Origin of the sequence: Nocardia sp. NPDC056611, assembly GCF_042792755.1 — a bacterium.
In the GTDB taxonomy this organism is placed as follows: Bacteria; Actinomycetota; Actinomycetes; order Mycobacteriales; family Mycobacteriaceae; genus Nocardia.
Genome location: NZ_JBHTVV010000004.1, coordinates 530,598 through 551,565, shown reverse-complemented (window position 1 = coordinate 551,565; position 20,968 = coordinate 530,598). Strand labels below are relative to the sequence as shown.

Annotated in this window: 24 protein-coding genes; 14 read left to right on the top strand and 10 right to left on the bottom strand. The window is 69.6% G+C overall.

Going from position 1 to position 20,968, the window contains the following annotated elements; translation table 11 throughout:
* The first annotated feature begins 129 nt into the window (after nt 1-129).
* The 6 genes from ACFRAQ_RS23920 to ACFRAQ_RS23895 all read left to right on the top strand — a co-directional run bounded on the left by ACFRAQ_RS23920 (nt 130) and on the right by ACFRAQ_RS23895 (nt 5,755).
* Entirely contained in the window at nt 130-1,719 is a 1,590-nt protein-coding gene (locus tag ACFRAQ_RS23920) for a GMC family oxidoreductase (protein ID WP_379103141.1), read from the top strand.
* A gap of 94 nt (nt 1,720-1,813) precedes the next feature.
* Nucleotides 1,814-2,974, top strand: a complete 1,161-nt coding sequence (locus ACFRAQ_RS23915; RefSeq protein WP_379103139.1) for a septum formation family protein — start codon at nt 1,814-1,816, stop codon at nt 2,972-2,974.
* Between the two features lie 20 nt (nt 2,975-2,994).
* A complete protein-coding gene (locus ACFRAQ_RS23910) occupies nt 2,995-3,348 on the top strand; it encodes a metallopeptidase family protein (RefSeq protein ID WP_379103137.1) in 354 nt (117 codons plus the stop codon).
* A gap of 75 nt (nt 3,349-3,423) precedes the next feature.
* Nucleotides 3,424-3,753 carry a PE family protein gene (locus ACFRAQ_RS23905; RefSeq protein ID WP_379103135.1) on the top strand — a complete coding sequence of 110 codons (330 nt, stop codon included), beginning with the start codon at nt 3,424-3,426 and terminating at the stop codon, nt 3,751-3,753.
* Entirely contained in the window at nt 3,750-4,925 is a 1,176-nt protein-coding gene (locus ACFRAQ_RS23900; protein WP_379103133.1) for a PPE domain-containing protein, read from the top strand. The genes ACFRAQ_RS23905 and ACFRAQ_RS23900 overlap by 4 nt, the downstream gene beginning before the upstream one ends.
* Nucleotides 4,922-5,755: an ESX secretion-associated protein EspG gene (locus tag ACFRAQ_RS23895; RefSeq protein WP_379103131.1), complete on the top strand. Its 834-nt coding sequence runs from the start codon at nt 4,922-4,924 to the stop codon at nt 5,753-5,755. Before ACFRAQ_RS23900 ends, ACFRAQ_RS23895 begins: the two co-directional genes overlap by 4 nt.
* Here the strand turns inward: ACFRAQ_RS23895 and ACFRAQ_RS23890 are convergent.
* The 3 genes from ACFRAQ_RS23890 to ACFRAQ_RS23880 form a co-directional block, all read right to left on the bottom strand.
* Entirely contained in the window at nt 5,752-6,414 is a 663-nt protein-coding gene (locus ACFRAQ_RS23890) for a histidine phosphatase family protein (protein WP_379103129.1), read from the bottom strand. The two genes, ACFRAQ_RS23895 and ACFRAQ_RS23890, sit on opposite strands and share 4 nt — an antisense overlap.
* Nucleotides 6,411-7,328, bottom strand: coding sequence for a prephenate dehydratase (gene pheA, locus ACFRAQ_RS23885; RefSeq protein WP_379103128.1), 918 nt, complete (start codon nt 7,326-7,328; stop codon nt 6,411-6,413). Before pheA ends, ACFRAQ_RS23890 begins: the two co-directional genes overlap by 4 nt.
* A gap of 144 nt (nt 7,329-7,472) precedes the next feature.
* Nucleotides 7,473-7,892, bottom strand: a complete 420-nt coding sequence (locus ACFRAQ_RS23880) for a hypothetical protein (RefSeq protein WP_379103126.1) — start codon at nt 7,890-7,892, stop codon at nt 7,473-7,475.
* A gap of 151 nt (nt 7,893-8,043) precedes the next feature.
* Between ACFRAQ_RS23880 and ACFRAQ_RS23875 the strand changes: the two genes are divergently transcribed.
* The 4 genes from ACFRAQ_RS23875 to ACFRAQ_RS23860 all read left to right on the top strand — a co-directional run bounded on the left by ACFRAQ_RS23875 (nt 8,044) and on the right by ACFRAQ_RS23860 (nt 11,797).
* Nucleotides 8,044-8,814, top strand: a complete 771-nt coding sequence (locus tag ACFRAQ_RS23875; RefSeq protein WP_379103123.1) for a DUF2470 domain-containing protein — start codon at nt 8,044-8,046, stop codon at nt 8,812-8,814.
* Nucleotides 8,815-8,838: 24 nt separating this feature from the next.
* Nucleotides 8,839-9,633 carry a CPBP family intramembrane glutamic endopeptidase gene (locus ACFRAQ_RS23870; RefSeq protein ID WP_379103120.1) on the top strand — a complete coding sequence of 265 codons (795 nt, stop codon included), beginning with the start codon at nt 8,839-8,841 and terminating at the stop codon, nt 9,631-9,633.
* 51 nt (nt 9,634-9,684) lie between these two features.
* Nucleotides 9,685-11,157 (top strand): LCP family protein, encoded by a 1,473-nt coding sequence (locus ACFRAQ_RS23865; protein ID WP_379103118.1) that lies wholly within the window; start codon nt 9,685-9,687, stop codon nt 11,155-11,157.
* Between the two features lie 91 nt (nt 11,158-11,248).
* A complete protein-coding gene (locus ACFRAQ_RS23860; protein WP_379103116.1) occupies nt 11,249-11,797 on the top strand; it encodes a ferritin in 549 nt (182 codons plus the stop codon).
* Nucleotides 11,798-11,926: 129 nt separating this feature from the next.
* Here the strand turns inward: ACFRAQ_RS23860 and ACFRAQ_RS23855 are convergent, their stop codons facing one another.
* From ACFRAQ_RS23855 to ACFRAQ_RS23840, 4 genes are all read right to left on the bottom strand, one after another.
* Nucleotides 11,927-12,841, bottom strand: coding sequence for a DUF5926 family protein (locus ACFRAQ_RS23855; protein WP_379103113.1), 915 nt, complete (start codon nt 12,839-12,841; stop codon nt 11,927-11,929).
* A 190-nt stretch (nt 12,842-13,031) separates the two neighbouring features.
* Entirely contained in the window at nt 13,032-13,799 is a 768-nt protein-coding gene (locus ACFRAQ_RS23850) for a glycerophosphodiester phosphodiesterase (protein ID WP_379103111.1), read from the bottom strand.
* Entirely contained in the window at nt 13,796-14,887 is a 1,092-nt protein-coding gene (locus tag ACFRAQ_RS23845; RefSeq protein WP_379103109.1) for a DUF4328 domain-containing protein, read from the bottom strand. Before ACFRAQ_RS23845 ends, ACFRAQ_RS23850 begins: the two co-directional genes overlap by 4 nt.
* A gap of 18 nt (nt 14,888-14,905) precedes the next feature.
* A complete protein-coding gene (locus ACFRAQ_RS23840; RefSeq protein ID WP_379103107.1) occupies nt 14,906-15,277 on the bottom strand; it encodes a rhodanese-like domain-containing protein in 372 nt (123 codons plus the stop codon).
* A gap of 309 nt (nt 15,278-15,586) precedes the next feature.
* Here ACFRAQ_RS23840 and ACFRAQ_RS23835 point away from each other — a divergent pair, with 309 nt between their 5' ends.
* A complete protein-coding gene (locus ACFRAQ_RS23835) occupies nt 15,587-16,198 on the top strand; it encodes a hypothetical protein (protein ID WP_379103105.1) in 612 nt (203 codons plus the stop codon).
* Here the strand turns inward: ACFRAQ_RS23835 and msrA are convergent.
* Entirely contained in the window at nt 16,195-16,860 is a 666-nt protein-coding gene (gene msrA / locus ACFRAQ_RS23830) for a peptide-methionine (S)-S-oxide reductase MsrA (protein ID WP_379103102.1), read from the bottom strand. The genes ACFRAQ_RS23835 and msrA overlap by 4 nt on opposite strands.
* A gap of 150 nt (nt 16,861-17,010) precedes the next feature.
* Here msrA and ACFRAQ_RS23825 point away from each other — a divergent pair, with 150 nt between their 5' ends.
* The 3 genes from ACFRAQ_RS23825 to ACFRAQ_RS23815 all read left to right on the top strand — a co-directional run bounded on the left by ACFRAQ_RS23825 (nt 17,011) and on the right by ACFRAQ_RS23815 (nt 19,370).
* The gene (locus ACFRAQ_RS23825; protein ID WP_357088365.1) at nt 17,011-17,634 is read left to right on the top strand and encodes a superoxide dismutase; all 624 of its coding nucleotides are present in this window, start codon (nt 17,011-17,013) and stop codon (nt 17,632-17,634) included.
* A gap of 179 nt (nt 17,635-17,813) precedes the next feature.
* The gene (locus ACFRAQ_RS23820; RefSeq protein ID WP_357088368.1) at nt 17,814-18,335 is read left to right on the top strand and encodes a peptidase; all 522 of its coding nucleotides are present in this window, start codon (nt 17,814-17,816) and stop codon (nt 18,333-18,335) included.
* Nucleotides 18,336-18,626: 291 nt separating this feature from the next.
* Nucleotides 18,627-19,370 (top strand): TMEM165/GDT1 family protein, encoded by a 744-nt coding sequence (locus ACFRAQ_RS23815; protein WP_379103099.1) that lies wholly within the window; start codon nt 18,627-18,629, stop codon nt 19,368-19,370.
* On the opposite strand, the gene ACFRAQ_RS23810 is transcribed toward ACFRAQ_RS23815, so the two are convergent.
* Together ACFRAQ_RS23810 and ACFRAQ_RS23805 are read right to left on the bottom strand one after the other, a co-directional pair.
* The gene (locus ACFRAQ_RS23810) at nt 19,311-19,955 is read right to left on the bottom strand and encodes a TetR/AcrR family transcriptional regulator (protein WP_379103097.1); all 645 of its coding nucleotides are present in this window, start codon (nt 19,953-19,955) and stop codon (nt 19,311-19,313) included. The two genes, ACFRAQ_RS23815 and ACFRAQ_RS23810, sit on opposite strands and share 60 nt — an antisense overlap.
* Nucleotides 19,956-19,980: 25 nt before the next feature.
* Nucleotides 19,981-20,889: an SDR family NAD(P)-dependent oxidoreductase gene (locus ACFRAQ_RS23805; protein ID WP_379103095.1), complete on the bottom strand. Its 909-nt coding sequence runs from the start codon at nt 20,887-20,889 to the stop codon at nt 19,981-19,983.
* Nucleotides 20,890-20,968 lie beyond the last annotated feature (79 nt).

Here is a 20,968-nt window from a genome sequence, read left to right as displayed (position 1 = left end):
CCACCGGTTTTCGTGTAGGTCCGATCAATTCATCCACCTCACAACCAGGTGATTTCCGCCATAGGGTTACCCCGATGGGACGGCAGGGGCCCGGGACGGGCTCCGCCGTGGTCTTTCCGAGGAGTCACCATGCCCCAATACACCCCGCACACCGCCGATTTCGTCGTAGTCGGTGCCGGATCGGCGGGGGCCGCACTGGCCGCGAAACTGAGTGAGCGACCCGGCGTCAGCGTCGTGGTCCTGGAGGCCGGCGGTGAGGACAACGACAAGTTCGCGCACATCCCCGCGGCGTTCAACCAGCTGTTCCAGGGCGACAACGACTGGAACTACCGGACCGAGACCCAGCCCGAACTCAGCAACCGGCGCGTCTACTGGCCGCGCGGCAAGATGCTCGGCGGATCCTCCTCCATGAACGCCATGATGTGGGTGCGCGGCTTCGCCGCCGACTACGACGAATGGGCCCGCTACGCCGGACCCGAATGGTCCTTCGACAACGTGCTGCCCTACTTCCAGCGGATCGAATCCGTGGAAGAGGCCAGCGAGCCCGGCGAAGGCCGCAAGGGACCGCTGCACATCTCCCGCCAGCGCAGCCCCCGCCCCCTCACCCACACCTACCTGCAGGCCGCCGCCGAAGCCGGATACGCGGTCGAACGCGCCAACAGCGATCGGCCGCAAGGGTTCTCGCAGACCATGGTGACGCAGAAGCGCGGCGCCCGCTGGAGCACCGCCGACGCCTACCTGCGGCCCGCCCGCCAGCAGGGACGCAACCTCACCGTCGTCACCGACGCGCACGCCACGCGGGTGCTGTTCGAGGGCACCCGCGCCATCGGCGTGGAATTCCGGATCGGCGGCGAGACCAAGCAGATCAGCGCGAAACGCGAGGTCATCCTGTCCGGCGGCGCGATCAACAGCCCGCAGCTGCTCGAGCTGTCCGGCATCGGCGACGGCGACCGGCTACAGGAACTGGGCATCCCCGTGGTGCGGCACCTGCCCGAGGTCGGGCGCGGCCTGCGCGACCACCTGGCCGCCCCCATCGTTTACCGCACCACCGGCGGCAGCCTCTACGGCGCGGACAAGAACCTGCTCGAACTCGCCAACTACTTCGTGCTGCGGCGCGGGCAGCTCACCTCCAACATCGGTGAGGCATACGGGTTCACCCGCAGCCGCGAGGACCTCGACCTGCCCGACCTGGAACTCATCTTCGCGCCCGCCCCCTACATCGGCGAGGGCCTGGGCGAACCCGACGGGCACGCGCTCACCTTCGCCGCGGTGCTGCTGAAGCCGGAATCCATCGGCAGCGTCTCCATCACCTCGCCGGATCCGTTCGTCGCGCCGCGCATCAACCCGCGCTACTGCGCCGAACCGGCCGACCGCGCCGCCCTGCTCGCGGGCCTGCGCACCTGCGTCGAGATCGCCAGCCAGCCCGCATTGAAGGAACACATCGGCGAACTCATGCAACCCGCCGTCCCGTCCGACACCGCGCTGGACGAGGTGCTGCGCCGCTGCCTCGAGGACCACTCCCACACGCTCTACCACCCGGTCGGCACCTGCGCGATGAGCCGCGACGAATCCAGCGTGGTGGACCCGGAACTGCGGGTGCGCGGCATCGAGGGCTTGCGCGTCGCCGACACCTCGGTGATGCCGGTGATCACCCGCGGCCACACCCACGCCCCGGCCGTCATGATCGGCGAGAAGGCGGCTGACCTGATCTTGTCGTAACGGTCCCGCCTTGGAGGAGCGGAGGAGGGAAGAATCGAGACCACGGGGCCGCGAACCAGCCGGAGCGGAGCGGAGGCAATTAAGCTCGGCTGCGATGCCTGAGCAAAAGACGCCTTCGCAGTGGTCCGCGCCGTCCTCGCAGCGCCCCGGGTCGCCGTCCCGTCGCAAGCCGACGGCGGCGGATCGACTGCTGACGCCCTTCCGCGCGGTGGAAGCCAAGCTGGACGAGAACGGTCCGCTCTCGGCGTCCACCGTGCGGTGGGGGCTGCTGGCCATGGCGGTCGGCGTCACGCTCGCCGTGCTCATCACCATGTTCGTCTCGCACGGCTTCGACTCCAGCCGGGTGAAGGCGCACGCGCCGGGAGCCGCGCAGCCCACGGGCGCGGTCGCGGGCGCGGCCTTCGGCACCGCCAAGGAGGGCGACTGCCTGACCTGGACCAAGTCCAATGCCAGCGACCTGTCCAAGGTGGAGTGCGGGAGCAAGCACCTGTTCGAGGTGACCGCCGACATCGACCTGAGCAAGTACCCGGGCAAGGAGTTCGGGCCCGGCTCCCGCTTCCCGGACTCGCTGCGCTTCTCCGAACTGCGCGACGAGCACTGCGTGTCCGCCGCCCAGGAGTACCTCGCCGGGCGGCTCGACCCGCGCGGCAAATTCGTTGTCGGCCTGATCAATCCGGGTGAGGCGGGCTGGAAGGCGGGCGAGCGCACGCTGCGCTGCGGCCTGCAGGTCTCCGGCAGCCAGGGCCTGGCCACCAAGCCCATCACCGGCAGCGTGCGCGACATCAACCAGTCCAAGGTCTACGACGTGGGCACCTGCATCGGCATCAAGTCGAACCTGCCCACCGACCCGGTCGACTGCACCCAGCCGCACGCCTTCGAGATCGTCTCCACCGTGGACCTGGCCACCCACTTCAACGGCGGCCCCCCGTCGAAGGACGAGCAGGACAAGTACATGGAAGACCAGTGCGCCAAGGACGCCACCGACTACCTCGGCTCCCCCGACGCGCTGCGCAACAAGACCCTCACCCTGTTCTGGGACGCGCTCGACACCCGCAGCTGGGTGGCCGGCAGCCGCAGCCTCAACTGCCTGGTCGGCAAGGGCGCGGACCAGGAGGGCTTCGCGGCCATCACCGGATCGGCCAAGGGCGACATCCAGATCGACGGTCAGGCCCCGGTGCCGCCGCCCAACAACGGCCGCTACACCCCGCCGCCGCTGCCCGGCGCGGTGCCGCCGGTCATCCCCCAGCCGCGCTAGTTCCGGGGGACAACGCAGACATGCCCGTCTCGATGTCCGACGACCGCTTCGAGGAGCTGGTCGGCGACGCGCTCGACCTGATTCCGCCGGAGCTGGCCCGGGCGATCGACAATGTGGTGGTTCTCATCGAAGCGCGCAGCGACGAGGACCCCCACCTGCTCGGTCTCTACCACGGCATCGCCCTCACCGATCGGGACTTCAGCCACTACGGGGGCGCCCTGCCGGACACCATCACCATCTATCGCGACGCCATCCTCGAGATGTGCGGCAGCGAAGACGAGGTGGTCGAAGAGGTGGCGATCACGGTGATTCACGAGATAGCGCACTATTTCGGGATCGACGACGAGCGCCTCCATCAGCTGGGATGGGGCTGATCCGGGGGAACCGATCTGGGAACCTCCGCGTCCAATCCTCATAACCGGGGATAGAAAGCGGAGAGGGGTCCGATCATGGTTGGCCACGTCGTCGTGCAGCCCGAGGTGATCCTCGCGGCCGCCCTGGAACTCGATCTGCTCGCCGAACGCCTGGCCGCCGCCGCGAGCGCGACGGCGCCGGCGACCCACGTGCTCCCCTCCGGCGCCGAAGAGGTGTCCTTCCTGGCCGCCGCGCATTTCAATACCGCCGCGCTGACCCACGACCGGTCCGTCGCCCAGGGCATTCTCGAACTGCACCACGCCGCCGCCACCCTGCGCGGCCAGCTGGCCCAGTACCTGGCCCACGACGCGATGCGGGCGGCCGCTCTCGCGGCGATCCAGGTATCCGGGGGAAGCAGCGCATGACCTTGGGGATCACCGGGGTGTTCTGGCTGCCCCGCATGGCCGAGATCAACTCCCTCTCGCTCAACACCGGGGCGCACGCGATTCCGATCGCGGCCGCGGGCGGCGCCTGGGGCGGCCTCACCGCCGCCTGGGTGGACGCCGCCACCACGGTGGCGCGGGTGATGGCCGAGATCGGGATCGGGCTCGAGGGCGTCAACGGGCTCGCGGTGCTGGCCCGGCTCGGCGGGTTCACCGTCTGGGCCGAACAGCAGGCCGTCCTGGCGGGCGTGATGGCGGGCAAGGCCGGCGCCCATGCCACCGCCTACACGGTGGCCTCCCTCGCCATGCCGAGCCTGCCGGAGATCGCGCTGGTGGAAACCGCGCGGGTGGCCGCGTACTCGACCGGCGGCGCGCTCAACGGCACGGCCGAAGCCGCCGAGGCCGCCAAGCTGGCGCTCGACATCCGGGCCGCGCTGGTCATGGAAACCTATGAGGCGGCAACGAGTTCGATGGTCGCCACACCCGGCCAATTCCTGATGCCGCCGCCCATCGCGATGGGCGCGGGCTCGACCGGGGCCCAGAATCCGGCGGTCACCAGTGCGCTGTCCCAGGTCGCGCAGGTCGCGGCGACCGTCGCCACCAGCGGTGTCACCAGTGCGGGAAACGTTGCGAGCACGGCGATCACGGCCGCGGCCGACGCCCTGACGCAGCCGGGATACGGGACGCCGGCGACCGCGGGCACGGCGACCGCAGGGGTCGCGACCACCGGAGTCGGCGGGGCGGCGCTGTCCACGCAGGCGGTGTCCTACACCGGCGGCGGCTCGGTGAGTATCGGCAACGGCGCGGGTACCCTGCGCCTGCCCGAGGGCTGGGGACCGGGCTTCGGCGGACCCGGTGGCCTCGGAAACCTCAGTGGCGCAACGGCACCGGCCGCCGAGCCGACGGGGGTGGGCGGGACACCCGCGTCGACCGCACTGGTCCGTTCGACCGGTACCGGCTCAGTGCTCGGGCAGCAGGGCGGCGACGACAACGAGACGCACCGCGGCCACGACTACGGCCGCTCGATCGAGGTGTTCACGGACGGGCGGGTGGTCGCGCCCGCGGTCATCGGTGGCGACGCGGTCTGCGGCGGGGACACGGCAGTCGCGCATGCGGCCGTCCACGCGGATGCCGCTGGCCGGGCGAATCGGTGACCGTCCTCGGCGCGGGCCGCGGGCCGTCGCTGCTGGGCTCGGTCACACTGTCCCTCGACGAAATGCAGTATCTCCAGGAGACATCGGGTATCGACGAGCTGCCCGTGGTGCTGAATGCCATGGGGCGCTACGACACTGCCGCCGACCACGATGCCGCCATGGCCGCTGCGGCGGACACACTCACCGAACGCGAACTGCTCGAGGGTGATCCGGCCACCCAGGACCATCGGGTCCATCCGGAATTGGCCGAACGGCTGCGGGTGCTCCACCGGCCGCACTGGGTGCTGGCGTTGCGCTGGTACGTCGAGGACCAGGTCAATCGGCTGTGTATCGCCAGGGGCGACGATATCGACGTGGTCGCGCTGCGCGGCCCCGGATCCTATGTCGTCGACGAGGCGAGCCACGATCTCCCCGGCACCGTGCTGGCCGCGCTCGGCCCGGCCGATCCGCTGGAAGTGTCCGGAATGCACGCGCCCACCGAGGATCTGGCGCCGATCTTCGACGACGCGGGCGACTCCGCCACCACGGCGGCCCGCCTGAGCACGGTGTGCGATCCGGCGCGGGACGCGCAGGCCGTCGCATCGGCGCTGGTGCGGGTGTATTCGCACGCGGAGATCGTCGGCGTGCGCTACGGCGACGCCGTGCGCGAGGTCGCCGGGAACCACCTCGCCGTGTACGACACCCGTCACGGCCGGTTCCTCGCCATCACCACCACCGCCGAGGACGGGACCAAGTGGACGTCCTTCGCGAGCGGCACCCCCGCCCGGCTGCGCACGGCGTTGCGGGATCTCGTCGAATCCCTGCCGCCGCGTACCGAATTCGGTTCCTAGCCCATCGGGTCGTCGCCGGTGGCGGCGAACGCGCCGGTGAACGGCGCGGGATGGCGGCCCCAGCGGGTGCACTCCCAGCGGTCGTCCTCGAACGGCCGCAGCTCGATGGTCTCGGTGTTGTCGAGATGGTTGTTGGCGGCGAAAAGCCGTGGCACCCCGGTGAGTTCACGCGATACCAAGCGCATGGCGGCGCCGTGGCTGACCACGATGACATCGCCGGCGCCGGGCCGGGTCAGGTAGTCGTCGCGTAGTCGCCGCAGTGCGGGCAGGTAGCGGGCGAGCACGTCCTCGCCGGATTCGCCGCCCGGGATCCGCACGCTCAGATCACCGAAATGCCAGGCGTGATAGACCTTCTGGAACTCCAGGTGCGCGTCCCGGCTGGTCTGGCCCTCCAGGTCGCCGAGCTGCACTTCCTGCAGGTCGTCGAGCACGGTGAGCGCGACGCCGGTGGCGGACTCGATGTAGCCGCCGGTCTGGCGGGCCCGCAGCGCCTGCGACGAGAACAGCTGTTGCGGCGGCGCGATCAGGTTCGCGCCGAAGTCCTTGGCCTGGGCCACACCGCGTTCGGTGAGCGGCAGCCCGGGCAGCCGGGTGTCGAGGACCTTGCCCACATTGCCTTCGGTCTCGCCGTGGCGGACCAGGATGAGTTTGCCGCTCACAGGTCGGCCACCCCCTTCTTCAGATCGGCCAGCCAGGCCGCGGCGGGCGCGTCCGGTGGCGGCGGGGTGCCGGTGGCCGCGGTGGCGGGCCAGGAACCGAGGAACCGGATCCGGGCGGCGGTGCGGTGCAATGCCTTCAGGGCCTCGGCGACAGCGGTGTCGTCGATGTGTCCGACACAGTCCAGGTAGAAGCGATAGGTCCCCATGCCGGTGCGCGTCGGCCGGGACTCGATGCGGGTGAGATCGATACCGCGGGTGGCGAACTCGGCGAACGCCCGCATCAGCGAACCCGGTTCGTTGGCCAGCTCCAGCACGATCGAGGTGCGATCCACACCCGTCCGCCGCGGGGCCGGTCGCGGCGGCGCGACCAGCACGAAGCGGGTGACGGCGCGTTCCACGTCGGCGACCCCGTCGGCGAGGGTGGCCAGTCCCAGGCGCTCACCCGCCAGCGCGGTGGAGACCGCGGCCTCGGCGTGCCCGGCCACCACGTCCTCGGCGGCCGCGGCATTCGATGCCGAGGTGTACATCTCGGCCAGCGGCATGTTCACGGCCAGCCACATGCGCACCTGCGCGGCCGCGACCGGATAGGCGGCGATGCGGCGAACCTGGTCGAGCGCGATGCCCGGGCGGCCCACGATCGTGAACGCCACATCCAGATCGGTCTCCGCGACGATCTGCAATCGCGGACCGACGGCCAGCGCGTCCAGCGTCGGTGCGATCGAACCCTCCACCGAGCTCTCGATCGGCACCACCGCGCCCGCCGCCTTACCGGCGCGCACCAGTTCGACGGCAGCGCCCTGACTCGGGGCGGGGACACGCTCGACCGGTCCATCGAAGGCTCCGGTGGACTCGAGTTTGGCGAGGGCCATCTCGGTGAAGGTTCCCGACGGCCCGAAGTAGGCGATACGCGGCACGGTTACGACATTACTTGCGTGCGCGCGGTCACCCCTCGCTTTGCCCGACTCCCGGGTAACTTTCGGCGAAATCCTCGGTGTCGCCATAAAAACCGCAGGCCCGGACGCCAGGAGGGCCCTGCGGGGGCCGGCGGCGGGGCGAATTCAGCCGCCCAGAACCGCCAATCCGGTTCGCACGGCAACCACGTCCGCGGTCTCGATGGCGAGCAGGACGTCACGGAAGGCCTCGACGGCGGGCGGCCGCAGACCGGTCAGGAACACGGTGTCGGGGGTGGTCAGCGCGGTGCGAATGTCCTCGCCGCAGAGGGCGGCCACGGTCGCGGCGACAGCGGCCAGGGCGCGCTCGCCGGAATCGGTGCGGGCCACGAAACCGCTGTCGCCGTGCACGATTCGCACCAGGAATTCCGAGACCGCCTCATCGTCGAGGGTGAGGTCCAGGACTTCGACGCCCGGGTCGGCAGTGATCGGGCGGACCAGGTCCTCGGTGAGCCCGCGCGCCGGGCGCGGCGGGACGGACAGGCTCAGCGCGACCGGTTCGGGCGCGTGCGATGAATCGTGCGGCACGCTCCCACGGTAATGGCCCCGGCAGGTCCCCTGACCTCGACCCCGAGGGTGTGCGGCGGGACGGCCCGGTCCCGGCCGGCGGGGGAACGTCTTGCGCGAGCGACGTGCGTCACTTAGCTTAGGTTTACCTAATTCACCCCCGGAGGTGTTCATGACGCACGCGGCCCAGGTCGTCGCGCCCACAACCGCCGAACGCGTGCACAGCGCCTGCGCGCACGCCGAACACGCGGTCCTGGCCCTCCCCGGCCTCGACCCCGTGCCCACCTCCGTGCACCTGCTACGGCAGTGCGGCGACATGGTGATGGCGGTGCCGATGAACTCCACCGCCGCCGGACTCGTGCACGGCTGCGGCGTGAACGGCTCCCCCGCGGTGCTCGAACTCACCGACCAGGCGCCACTGGCCCTGCGCGAACGCGTCCGCGCCCTGGTCTGGCTGCGCGGCTGGGCCCACGCGGTGCCCGCACACTCCCAACGCGCCCTCGCCGGGGCGATCGCCACCGACCACCCGCACCCCGACCTGCTCGACATCGGCCACACCGCCACCCTGCTGCGGCTGGTCATCGACTCCGCCGTGGTGGCCGACACCTCCGGGGCCGCCTCCGTCGACCGCGAACAACTCCGCGACGCCCGGCCCGACCCGTTCTGCGCGCTGGAAGCCGGTTGGCTGCAACACCTTCAGGCCGACCACCCCGACGTGGTGGACCGGCTGGCCCGCCGCCTCCCGCACGCCCTGCGCCGCGGCGCGCTCATCCACCCGCTGGCCATCGACCGGTACGGCGTCACCCTGCGCGTCGAGGCCATCGAGGCCGACCACGACGTCCGCATCCCCTTCGAGGCCCCCGCCGACGACATCGAATCGCTCAGCCGCGCGGTACACGCCTTGGCGGGCAACCCCTTCCACGGCGGGATGCACCGGATCTGACGCCGCCGCGCCTAGATTGGCGGCATGGTTTCGGCTGATCCCGCGCCCGTCTGGCCCGCGCCCGAGTCGTCCGAGCGGGGGCGCCGGGCGATCACACTCGAGATCACGGTGGTGCTGGTCGTCACCTTCGGGCTGAGCGGGGCCAACGCGGCACTGTCACTACTGGAGAGCGCCCTCTCCCCCGGCGGGGTCGGCGGGCAGACGGTGGCGCTCAATCCCTCGCGCGCCACCCAATCGGCCATCGACCTGCTGTTCCAGCTGTTGAGCGTGGCGCGGCTGCTCGGGTGGGCGGCCCTGGGGATATACCTGTTGTGGCGCAGCGGGATCGCGCCGCGGGCCATCGGACTGGCGCGGTCACTGCGCTGGCGCGCGGACGTGCTGCCCGGACTGCTGCTCACCGCGGTGATCGGAATACCCGGACTGGGGCTGTATCTGGCGGCACACGCCCTCGGCGTGAGTGTGACCATCGTCCCCAGTTCACTCGAACACTGGTGGCGACTACCCATGCTGGTGCTGGCCGCCTGGGCCAATTCCGCGGCCGAGGAAGTGCTCGTTGTGGCCTATCTCATCACCCGGCTGCGGGCGCTCGGCTGGAGCGAGAACCGGTCCCTGCTGGCGTCGGCGCTACTGCGCGGCAGCTACCACCTGTACCAGGGTCTCGGCGGCGGGCTCGGAAACCTGGTGATGGGATTGATCTTCGGGCGCTACTGGCAACGCACCCACCGGCTGTGGCCGCTGCTGCTCGCACACGCCCTCATCGACACCATCGCCTACCTCGGGTACGCCTTCCTGCGCGGACATGTCTCCTGGCTGCCGTGAATCCGCTCGGAAAGCGGCGCGGCGCGGGCGCGGTCGGTACTGTTTCCAGTAATGAACGGCGACGACCCCCAGCACTTTGCACGGATGCGCCGGGAGCCGCCGCCGGGACGCCCGGGGGAGCGCCCGGCACACCCGCAGCGCCCGATGGCGAATCCCGGGCAACCACAGCGGCCCTCGGCTCCACGGCAGCCCATGCCCGATCGGGCGCGGAACTACGACCCGCCCGTTAACGACGGCGGGCCGCGGGTAGAACCAACCCAGGTGATCCGACGCGATGAATCCGGTCAGTCCCTGGCGTATTCGCAGGTGCCGCCGCCCCGGAACCCGGACCCGCGACAGCGACCCCCCGGGAACCGGATGCCGCCGCCGGGCAATCGCGTGCCACCCCCGGGGAATCGGGTTCCGCCGCAGGGTGATCGGATGCCCGCCCGGACCGCGACGCCCATGGGACACGCGCCCACCCAGCAGCCGGTCCCCTTCCACGAGGACCCGCCCCGCACTCCCCCGCCGCCGCTGCCCGGCAAGCGCCGCGGCGGCGACGGGCGTCCCCCGCGCGGGGCCCGGCCGCGCCGCAAACGACACTGGTTCCGCTGGATCCTGTCGCTGCTGGTGGTGCTGCTCGTGCTGCCCATCGCCGCGGCCATTTACGTCGACACCCACCTGACCCGGATCGACGCGCTCGCGGACTATTCCGGACGGGTCGGCGACACGCCCGGGACGAATTGGCTTCTGGTCGGATCCGACAGCCGCGCGGGGCTCTCCCAGTCGCAGGAAGACGAGTTGTCCACAGGGTCCGATGTGGAGGGCGAACGCACCGACACCGTGATCCTGGTCCACATCCCCAAATCCGGGCGGCCCACCCTCGTCAGCCTGCCGCGCGACTCGTACGTGAACATCCCGGGCGTCGGCAAGGACAAGCTCAATGCCGCTTTCTCGGTGGGCGGCGCGAAACTGCTGGCCCGCACCGTGGAAGGCGCGACCGGTGTGCACATCGACCACTACGTGCAGATCGGATTCGGCGGTTTCGCCAATATCGTGGACGCGGTCGGCGGCATCGACATGTGCCTGGACGAGCCGATGAAAGACCCCTTGGCGGGTATCGATCTGCCGGCGGGCTGTCAGACCCTGAGCGGCCCGAACGCACTGGGTTTCGTGCGTTCCCGCGCCACGCCGCGCGCCGATCTGGATCGCATGCTGAATCAGCGCAAATTCCTCAGCGCGCTGTTGAAGAAGGCGTCCAGCCCGGCCACGCTGGCCAATCCGTTCCGATCCTGGCCGCTGGTAAGGGATCTCACCTCGGCGTTGAAAGTCGACGACGGCGCGCACGTGTGGAATCTGGCGGGCCTGGGCAAGGCGCTGAGCAACGATCCGATCACCACGACGGTGCCGGTCGGCGGCTTCGAGAATGTCTCCGGCAGCGGCAATGTGCTGCTCTGGGACAAGACCAAGGCGAGTGCGTTCTTCGACGCGCTGGCCAAGGATCAGCAGATCCCGGCGGACCTGATCACCACGGTTGGCAGTTAGTCGAATTAGGCAATACTTGCCTCAATAAGGCTGTGCTCAATAAGGCTGCACTTGGATGACACGCTGTTTTACCAGGATTAATGTCTTCCGCATGTCCACCCGAACCCAGACCAAGCGCAGCAAGTTCCAGGCCCTGCTGCAGGATCAGATCCGCAACGAATTCAATGCCGAGCACCAGTACATCGCGGTGGCATTGTGGTTCGACAATGCCGATCTTCCGGTCCTGGCCAAGTATTTCTACAAGCAGGCCGTGGAAGAGCGCAATCACGCGATGATGATCGCGCAGTACCTGATCGACCAGGACATCAGTGTCGAGATGCCCGGGGTCGATTCCGCCACTTCGCATTTCGCGAACGCCAAGGAGCCGATCGCGCTCGCCGTCGCGCAGGAGCAGTCGGTCACCGACCAGATCATCCAGCTCGCCAAGACCGCCCGCGAAGAGGGCGACTACCAGGGCGAGCAGTTCATGCAGTGGTTCCTCAAGGAGCAGGTCGAGGAAGTCGCCACCATGAAGACCCTGCTCACCGTCGCCGAGCGGGCCAGCGCGAATCTGTTCGACCTGGAGAACTTCGTGCAGCGCGAAATGAGCAGCCCGAAGGACGCGTCCGGCGCGCCGCACGCCGCGGGCGGCTCGCTGTAACCGGCGAATCACGGCAATAACCCGTGGGGCCGAACACGATTCGGCTCCGTCCGGTGGATAGACGACACAGGCCCGGTCCGACACTTCGGACCGGGCCTGTTGCCGTATCGCGCGGAAATCCGCGGACGGTCAGCGCAAGGTGACCTGACGCGAACGCAGGCCGTCGCGGGAACGACGCTCGTCGGAGGTCAGCGGGGCGTCCGACTTCAGCGCGGCCGCCAGCTTCGCGCCGAATTCGCGTGCGGGAGCTTCCCATTCGCTCGCGTGACGCTCGCGGTCCAGGTCGAAGACCGGCACCAGCAGGCCGTGGGTGCGGAACGAGCCCGCGAATCGCGAACCCTCGCCCAGGTGCAGATCACCGGCGGCGTGCAGGCGGGCCAGGGCCAGCATCAGCTGGTCCTCGTCCTCGGGGCGCACCCAGCGGATGTGCGCCTTCTCGCCGGCGTCGACCCACCAGGCCGCGCCGGTCGCGTCCGCGCCCAGCTCCAGGCGAGCCGACGGCATGATGGCCCGGTTGGCCTGTTCGATGGTGGCGGCCACCTGCGGGTCCGGGGTGACGCCCGCGGGCACCCACCAGTTGAAGTCCTGGTGCACCGTGAGGTCCAGGGCCGCACCGGAATCCAGCACCTCGGTCAGCGGGGCGCCGCCGACGCTGGCGGCGGCGAGCGAGTCGCCGGGGGTGGCGGACTGGGTCCACAGGATGGCGGCGGCCAGATCCGCGGCGGGATCGGCGGACTGGAACTGCACCTGCGTGCCAACGAAACCGACCGGCTCGTCACCGGCCCGCACCAGCGCGGCGACCGCACCCGGCAGCACGGTGGCGAGGGTGACCTCACGCTCCGCGCCGACGCTCGGCGCCAGCTTCAAGGTCGCGGTCGCCGACGGCACGAACTCCCGTAGCGCGACCAGATCGCATTCCGCGGCCAAGCCCGCGAAGGGCCGCGTCACCGCCGACGCCGCCGCCTCCTGTTCGGCACGGCGGGCGGCCAGCTTCTGCGCCCGATTGGAGTCCGGCTTGGGACTGTTGCGCTTGCTCTTACCCATGGTTGGCAAACCTACTGTGTCTTTGGCCCTCCGCTGCGCTCCGGGCGGGGTTCGCGGCCCCTGGTCCCGATTCTTCCCTCCTCCGCTCCTCCGCTTCGCTCCCCCGCTCCAAGGCGGAGGTCTATCAAGCCGCAGTCCAGAATCGGGACGGCCGCGAACCTTCGGGTGATGCGCCTTGCAAGGGCGGGGGTTATGCGGTGGTGAGCACGGCCTTGGTGCGGGCGGGGTGGTTGGTGGCCACCCAGTCCACGCCGAGGTCGGCGCAGAGCTGGATGTCCTCGGGGTCGTCGCAGGTCCAGACGTAGGTGGCGCGGCCCGCGGCGGCGGCCTTGTCGACCAGATCGGGGTGCTCGCGCAGGGTGCGGACCGACGGACCGATGGCGGTCGCGCCGACCGTGTGCGCCGCACCGCCGGACAGGTACAGCGAGGACTCGCCCAGCAGCACCGTCGGCAACAGCGGGGCCGCGCGGCGGATGCGCCAGACCGCGGTCGCGGCGAACGACATGACCACGGCGCGTGAGTGATCCGCGGAGGCGGGCGCGCCGATGCCGTAGTGGTTCAGCTCGTTCAGCAGGGTGGTCTCGACCAGCGCGCCGTACCGGACCGGGTGCTTGGTCTCGATGAACAGCTTGGTGGGGCGGCTCTTCCAGTCCAGCACCAGCTCGATGAGCTCGCGCAGGGTGAGCACGCCCTCCGGTTCCGCGGCGGTGCCGAAGTTCAGGGCCTTCAGTTCCTCGAGCGTCATCTCGCTGACCGCGCCGATCCCGGTCGAGGTGCGGTCCACCGTGCGGTCGTGCACACAGACCAGGTGTCCGTCGCGGGTCAGACGGATATCGCATTCGACGCCGTCGGCGCCCTCCTGCAGGGCGAGATCGTAGGCGGCGAGGGTGTGTTCGGGTCGCGCCGCGGACGCCCCCCGGTGCGCCACCACGAACGGCGCGCGACTGGCCCGGCTCACTTCGCCACTACCTCCTGTTGCTCCGCGTCCGGAGCTGCCTGCGCAGCGTCCCCGGCGGCGGCCTCATCCCCGACCACAGCATCATCCCCGACCGGAGCCGCGGGCGCGCGCCGCACGGGCTCGATCACCGGGCGCGCCGGGCCGGTCGCGATCAGCCAGCGGTGCGGCGTCTTCGGACGGCCCTGCAGATCCAGGCCCGCGAACGCGCGCACCAGGCTCAGCGAGGCCACCGCGACACCGGCCGCGACCAGATCCGTCCACATCGCCACCAGCACGCCGTCGGCCTGCACCTGCAGCGAATCCGCCAATCGGTAGCCCAGCGCCACCAGCACCAGCACCGCGTTCGACAGCCAAGCGGCCCACCAGATCCGGACCGCGCGCAGCAGCCGCGGATCACCGTCGCCGGTGCGCCGGGCCGCCTCGGTCAGGAAGATGCCCGGCCAGATCAGGTTCGCGACCGGCACCACACAGCCGAGCGCCAGCGACAGCAGCGATCGCGAATCCGACTCGCCCACATTCGCGTACGCGGCGCGGCGGGTCTCGGCGAGCCAGCCGACCAGCGCCACCGCCGACAGCAGGGCCAGCGCCAGCGCCAGAATCGCCGACACGGTCACGGCCGCATCGGAGATCCACAGCAGCCAGGGCTGGATGAGGCGGGTGCGATTGCGCAACAGGATCCCGTAGCGACCCAGTTCGGCCAGTGCCGCGATCCCGAAGACGGCCGCGGTCGTGATGAGCAACCGGTCCAACCGGTCGGTCCAGGCGGCCAGCGGGCGGTGCTGCTCGGGAGCTTCGGCCGCGGGCCGGTCGTGTAATCCCCAGCGCGGAATCTGCTGATAGCGCGGCGTCTCCGTCGAACCCGAGCGCCGGACGGGCTGGGCAGCCGGTGATTTGCGGCCTGGCGGGCGGGCCACCCAGCGGTAGTTGCGGCGGTCGGCGGGCGCGTCCACCGGGGCCGGTGACAGCAGCACGCCGTGGCAGCGCGGGCACCAGTGCAGCGGCTTGCCCTGGACCGCCCAGCGGGCGCCGCAGCGGGCGCACGGCTGTACGACGGCGGATCGCGATCGGCCCACCTGTCCCCCGTTCATCGCTCCACCTCTCCGCGCCTAGTAGATCTTCGCCTCGGGACCGTCGCCGGCGAGCGGACGGCCGGTCTTCTGCCAGGCCACCATGCCACCGGAGACATTGATCGCCTCGTAACCGATCTGGTTCAGGAACTCCACCACCGCGATGGACCGGCCACCCTGCCGGCAGATCACGTAGATCTCGGCGTCGATGTCCAAGTCGTCGAGCCGGGCGGGGACGTCGGTCATGGGGATGTGGATGGCGCCGGGCGCGCGGCCGAGCTGCCACTCGTCGTCCTCGCGGACGTCGAGGAGCTGGGCCGGCGCGGGCGCGGCGGAGCCCCAGCCGTCCGCGGCGTCGAATTCCGCGGGCACCTCATCGATGGGCACCGAGGGCACGTGGGGGTTCGTCACGGTTTCGATCCTGCCACGCGCGCGCGGGGGCTGTGGAGTTCCGTACCTGCACAGGGTTGGTTTCGGGAGTTATCCACATAATCCACAACCTGATCCACAGGTTGATAGACGACTGATTCGTCCGGGTCGGCCGATCCGGAAGTCCCCTCCCCGTTCCGGAGCGGCCGACACGAAGGCCTGTCTCAGAAGGCCTCATCCAGTCTGACGCCGCAGGTCGGCCCACGGTTCCATTCGCATCGGAAAAAACGACATAACTAGAGAAAACCGGAAATCCTCGGTCCAGCCAGGCAAGATCGGTAGCCTGGCGCTATGACTGTGAGCAGGGGGCTACTCGACGGCCTGGATATCAAGGGACTGAACCTCGCGCTGTCGGAGGCGACCTGCCTCGGCATCGACGTCGATCCGGCGGCGGCCACGCTGAGGCTGGAATTGGACGTCTTGACCCTCCCCGCGGACGGCCCGCCACCGGCCGACTGCGACATCTACCTCAACCTCCGCGGCGTCAGCCGGATCGCCGCCTCCCTGCGCCGCCAGCGCTGGGACGACCTCGAGCCGGTTGTGCTCCCGCTCACCGTCGACGGCCTGCACGACGCCGTGAACAGCTTCGGCGGCGGCGCGCTGCACGGGTGGGACTTCCTCGACCTCAGCGACAGCTCCTGGAGCCAGTGGCGCAAGCTGCTCAGCTTCGACACGGTGCTGTGCGACGAACCCGGCGCCCACCTGATGGAGTTCTCCCAGGAGGAGGGCGTCGACCCGCGCGAACTCGACATCCGCGTGTGGTTCGACGCCGCCGAGGTCACCGACAAGCACGGCAACCCGATCCCGTTGCCGGAGTTCATCGCCGGCGGCGTGCGCTGGTGGCAGGCCCACGACGCGGGTGACCCGCGCACCCAGCGGCCGGACGTGGTCCCGGCGCTCTAGGCGGCGGTCACCCCGGTCGCGTGATCGGGGCAGTAACCGCCGGGGTTCTTCGCCAGGTACTGCTGGTGATAACCCTCGGCGTAGAAGAACGCGGAAAGGTCCGGGAGCGGGGCGATCTCGGTGGTGATCTCCCCGAACCCGGCCGCCGACAAGCGTTCCTGGTATTCGGCCCGCGACACCGCGGCCGTCCGCGCCTGCTCGTCGTCGAAGGTGTAGACGGCCGAACGGTATTGGGTCCCGCGATCATTGCCCTGCCGCATGGTCTGAGTCGGATCGTGGTGCTCCCAGAACCGCCGCAGGATCGCGGCGTAGTCGATCACCTGCGGATCGAAGACCACCAGCACCGATTCGGTGTGACCGGTACGGCCCGAACAGGTTTCCTCGTAGGTCGGGTTCGGGGTGAAGCCGCCCGCGTAGCCCACGGCCGTGCAGTACACGCCCTCCAATTCCCAGAACCCCTGCTCAGCGCCCCAGAAACAGCCCATGGCCAGCACCGCGAGTTGCGTGCCCGCCGGGAAGGGGGGTTTGAAGGAATGACCGCTGACATAGTGCTTGCCGGGCACGACCAGCGGTTCGGAACGCCCGGGCAGGGCTTGCCCGGGAGTCACCATGGTCGGCTCCGGCAGTCGCAAGCGACCGACGAACTCGTCGTACCACGACATGACTCCAGGCTACGGGACGTGTGGGATATATATCTGGGCCGGAATGCGGGGGCACGCAGCCCGGTTGCGAACCAGCGGGTGTACGAATGATGGTTGGGTGCGCCTCGGATCATGCCGAGGGCACGCGGCCCCGACACGGAAAGGGACATCGTGGCTGTTTACACGTTGCCAGAACTCGATTACGACTACAGCGCCCTGGAGCCCTTCATCTCCGGGCAGATCAACGAGATCCACCACACCAAGCACCACGCCGCCTACGTCGCGGGCGTCAACGCTGCCCTCGAGAAGCTGGAAGAGGCGCGCGCCAAGGACGACCACGCCGCCATCTTCCTCAACGAGAAGAACCTCGCGTTCCACCTCGGTGGCCACGTGAACCACTCCATCTGGTGGAAGAGCCTGTCCAAGGACGGCGGCGACAAGCCGGTCGGCGACCTGGCCTCGGCCATCGACGAGGAGTTCGGCTCCTTCGACAAGTTCGTCGCGCAGTTCTCCGCCGCGGCCAACGGCCTGCAGGGCTCCGGCTGGGCCTGGCTGGGCTACGACACCCTGGGCAACAAGCTGCTCACCTTCCAGCTCACCGACCAGCAGGGCAACGTGCCGCTCGGCATCATCCCGCTGCTCGGCCTGGACATGTGGGAGCACGCCTTCTACCTGCAGTACAAGAACGTCAAGGCCGACTACGTGAAGGCGTTCTGGAACGTCGTCAACTGGGCGGAGATCCAGGACCGCTACTCCAAGGCGGTTTCCCAGGGCAAGGGCCTGATCTTCGGCTGACGCCCCCTCGTGCTTGCGGAGGCCCGCGAACCGATCGGTTCGCGGGCCTTTCGGCATTTCAAGGGGCCGGGTGCTAGCACTCTTTGGTACTTGTGTGCCAGTTAGCTTCGGGTACAACCTGGTGTTCCCACTGGCAACACCGGGCACAGCCGCCCCCTGGGAAGTTCGGGAGGCACATCATGAGTGGTCAGATCGGCGTCATGCCCTTCCAGGCCCATGGTTCGCTGCAAGGATTCGTGATCTCCGGACGCTGGCCCGACTCCACCAAGGAATGGGCGCAACTGCTGGTCCTGGCCGTGCGCGTGGCCGGACTCCCGGGCCTGTTGCCCACGTCGACGGTCTTCGGGGCGCGCGAAGAGCTGCCGGACGACCCGGATCCGGCCATGGTGGGGCTGGTGATCGCGGAAGGGCCCGTGCTCGGGGACGAAGCGTTGCAGCCCGGCAGGTTTGCCGGACATGTGCCACCGGCCTTGATCATGTTGCATCCGCCGCGCGAAACGCGACCCTCGCTACCCGAGTGCTCCGGCGCGGCCTCGGGTTGCCTGCTGCTGCCGGGCCTGCCGCATCTGGGGCTGGAACACCGCGCGGCCTGGGTGGAAACCGATTCCGACGGTGCGGTGACCTCGATGGTTTCGCGGGTCGGGGTGGATCCGATCAGTGATCCCGACACCGCGGTTCTGGCTATGCTGCTGGCCGCGTAAGGGAACCCGAAACCTTTCGGAAGCATCGCCAAACTTATTGTGCGCATTGCGATTTGGGCGACAGCGGTTTGCATGCGCCCCGTTTGCCGGAGTAAAGTCTCCCCCGAGCGAAGGGGAGTAGCCCCCAATCACGTCGTCGACATACTGATCCCCCGGGATCCGGCGCGTGAACCGGAAACTTCCGGTGGGCGAGACCTTCGGCCGACAAGAACCAAACCGATTTACCGGTGCGGTGTCGGCTGAAGCGCCCCCGCATTCAGCCGACAGGCCGGAGACCTGGGAGCTGACTTCATGATCGCCACGATATTGCTGAGTTTCGGCGTGTTGTTCCTCGCCGAACTGGGCGATAAATCGCAACTCATGGCGCTGACCTTCGCGCTGCGCTACCACTGGTGGACCGTGCTGTCCGGCATCACCGTCGCCAGCGTGCTGGTGAACCTGATCGCGGTCGGCGTCGGCCACTTCCTCGGTGCGGCCCTGCCGACCGGCGTCATCTCGCTGTTCGCCGCCGCCACCCTGATCGGCGTCGGTCTCTGGACCCTGCGCGAGACCCTGTCGAACTCCGCGGACGCCTCCGATGACGAGGTCGCGCCGCAGATCAGGTCCCGGTCCGCGTTCCTGGTCGTGCTGTCGGCCTTCCTGCTCGCCGAACTCGGCGACCGCACCATGTTCGCCACCATGGCACTGGCCACCAACAACAACTGGGTCGCCGTGTGGATCGGTTCGGTCGCGGGCATGGTGGCCGCGGGCGCGCTGGCCATCGTGATCGGCGTGACCGTCGGCAAGCACATCCCGGAGCGGATCATCGCGGTCTGCTCGGGCCTGCTGTTCCTGTACTTCGGTGCGCTCACCCTGCTCGAGGCCTTCGCGCACGGGCTGGGCACCCCGCTGGCCGCACTGCTGTCGCTGGCGCTGCCCGTCCTCGCCGGCGGCGTGCTGCTGGTGCTGCGCCGCCGCGCCGGGACCCCGGCCGGTTCAGTCGCCGAGCACGTTGTCGCCGAACAGGTCCCCGCTGCGCCGCACGAGGTCCAGTAGCGGCGCGCGCAATTCGCGCAGCCCGTCCGGGTCGCCGACCGCGATGCGCGCGGTGACCATCGAGCTCAGCGCCGCGACCAGGGTCTGACAGGCGAAACGCTGCGACTCGGTCTCGGCGCCCAGCACGTCGGCGACCATGGCCACGAAGGTTTCCTGCAGGTGGGTGCGCCGCGCGATGGCGTCCGGGCCCGCGGCGTACACCTCGACGAGGAAAACCCGGGCGTAAGCCGGTTGGGCGGCCAGCGCCTCCAGATACGCGCCGAGCAGCCGTTCCATCCGCTCGGTGCGGGTCTCCCCGTCGAACTCGGCGCCGGTGGCCGCCAGAATGCCGGTCAGCATGAGTTCCGTGGCCCGCTCGTAGGCGGCCTCGAAACAGTCCTCCTTGGAACGGAATTGCTCGTAGAAGGTTTCACGGGAAACCCCCGCGCGCTTGATGACCGCGGCCACCGGTGTTCCGACATAACCGTTCTCGGCCATCGCCTCGGCCATGGCGGCCAGGATGCGGTCGCGTTGGGCGGCCACCACCTGCTCCCGGGGCAGGCCGTGCCGGCCGCGGGGAAGTTGGCGGGTTGCCGATTCGGTCATACGCGGGACTCCAGGTGGCTGTCGTTCAGGCGAGCTTTCTCATTCTGCGGGGCCGGGCCGGTTGCTCGGTGGTGAACCCCGTTGGTTCCGTATCGGCGATGGCCAGTCCACTCGCTACACCCCGGCGCAGTGAGAAGTCGATCAGGTGCTGGGTGAGCGGACGACACCACAGCGCCATGCTCACCCAATACGGCGAGACGATGTGGCGGGAACGGCGGGCCAACGCCCGCTCACAGGCATCGATGGCCGGGCCCAGCGGGGCCACGCCGGAGACGGTGGACCGGCCCAGAATGCTGTGGGCGGCCTCGGTGCCGAAGCCGCGGCTGGTCATCTCGGTGTCGAGTTCGGCGAAATAGGCCATGCCCACCTTGGCCCCGGTGTGCCGCAATTCGATGCGCAGAGTGTCGCCGAGCGCCTCGACCGCGGCCTTGGAGGCGCTGTACGCCCCCGCCAGGGGTAGATGGATGGCGGCGGCCAGCGAGGAGACGATCAGGATGTAGCCGCCCGGGTGCGCGATGTGCGGTCCGGCCGCGCGCATCGTGTAGTAGACGCCCAGCACATTGACGGCGAGGGTCTCCTCGAGCACGGTCGGGTCGCCGCCGAGCAAGGACAGTTGCCGGGCGATGCCCGCGTTGCACACCACCGCGTCCAGGCCGCCCAGTTCGGCGGTCAGCGAGTTCACCACCCGTTCCACCTGGGCCGGGTCGCCGATGTCGCAGTATCGCCAGGGCGCGTCGCCGCATTCGCTCGCGACCTGGGCCAGCAGCGTCTCCTCGATGCCGAGCAGTGCGACGTGCGCCCCGTGCGCGTGCAACTGACGGGCGAGAGCGGCCCCGATGCCGCGGGCCGCGCCCGTGATCAGGATGCGTTTGCCGGCCACACGCGGGATCCGGCGGCGGAAACCACGGCGATGACCGACCGTGCTGGCGTTCATGAGCTGAAAATACCACTTAGACGAACACCCATGTTCGCAAATCTCGAGAGCCTGTTGTGTAGGCCCGCACACAGTCCCG

Bases quoted from the DNA above. Each gene is read 5' to 3' on its own strand.
- ACFRAQ_RS23835 (WP_379103105.1), top strand. From the start codon at position 15,587: ATGACTGTGAGCAGGGGGCTACTCGACGGCCTGGATATCAAGGGACTG.
- ACFRAQ_RS23905 (WP_379103135.1), top strand. From the start codon at position 3,424: ATGGTTGGCCACGTCGTCGTGCAGCCCGAGGTGATCCTCGCGGCCGCC.
- ACFRAQ_RS23860 (WP_379103116.1), top strand. From the start codon at position 11,249: ATGTCCACCCGAACCCAGACCAAGCGCAGCAAGTTCCAGGCCCTGCTG.
- ACFRAQ_RS23865 (WP_379103118.1), top strand. From the start codon at position 9,685: ATGAACGGCGACGACCCCCAGCACTTTGCACGGATGCGCCGGGAGCCG.
- ACFRAQ_RS23910 (WP_379103137.1), top strand. From the start codon at position 2,995: ATGCCCGTCTCGATGTCCGACGACCGCTTCGAGGAGCTGGTCGGCGAC.
- ACFRAQ_RS23900 (WP_379103133.1), top strand. From the start codon at position 3,750: ATGACCTTGGGGATCACCGGGGTGTTCTGGCTGCCCCGCATGGCCGAG.
- ACFRAQ_RS23870 (WP_379103120.1), top strand. From the start codon at position 8,839: ATGGTTTCGGCTGATCCCGCGCCCGTCTGGCCCGCGCCCGAGTCGTCC.
- ACFRAQ_RS23820 (WP_357088368.1), top strand. From the start codon at position 17,814: ATGAGTGGTCAGATCGGCGTCATGCCCTTCCAGGCCCATGGTTCGCTG.
- ACFRAQ_RS23845 (WP_379103109.1), bottom strand. From the start codon at position 14,887: ATGAACGGGGGACAGGTGGGCCGATCGCGATCCGCCGTCGTACAGCCG.
- ACFRAQ_RS23815 (WP_379103099.1), top strand. From the start codon at position 18,627: ATGATCGCCACGATATTGCTGAGTTTCGGCGTGTTGTTCCTCGCCGAA.
- msrA (WP_379103102.1), bottom strand. From the start codon at position 16,860: ATGTCGTGGTACGACGAGTTCGTCGGTCGCTTGCGACTGCCGGAGCCG.
- ACFRAQ_RS23805 (WP_379103095.1), bottom strand. From the start codon at position 20,889: ATGAACGCCAGCACGGTCGGTCATCGCCGTGGTTTCCGCCGCCGGATC.
- ACFRAQ_RS23875 (WP_379103123.1), top strand. From the start codon at position 8,044: ATGACGCACGCGGCCCAGGTCGTCGCGCCCACAACCGCCGAACGCGTG.
- ACFRAQ_RS23920 (WP_379103141.1), top strand. From the start codon at position 130: ATGCCCCAATACACCCCGCACACCGCCGATTTCGTCGTAGTCGGTGCC.
- ACFRAQ_RS23915 (WP_379103139.1), top strand. From the start codon at position 1,814: ATGCCTGAGCAAAAGACGCCTTCGCAGTGGTCCGCGCCGTCCTCGCAG.
- ACFRAQ_RS23810 (WP_379103097.1), bottom strand. From the start codon at position 19,955: ATGACCGAATCGGCAACCCGCCAACTTCCCCGCGGCCGGCACGGCCTG.
- ACFRAQ_RS23855 (WP_379103113.1), bottom strand. From the start codon at position 12,841: ATGGGTAAGAGCAAGCGCAACAGTCCCAAGCCGGACTCCAATCGGGCG.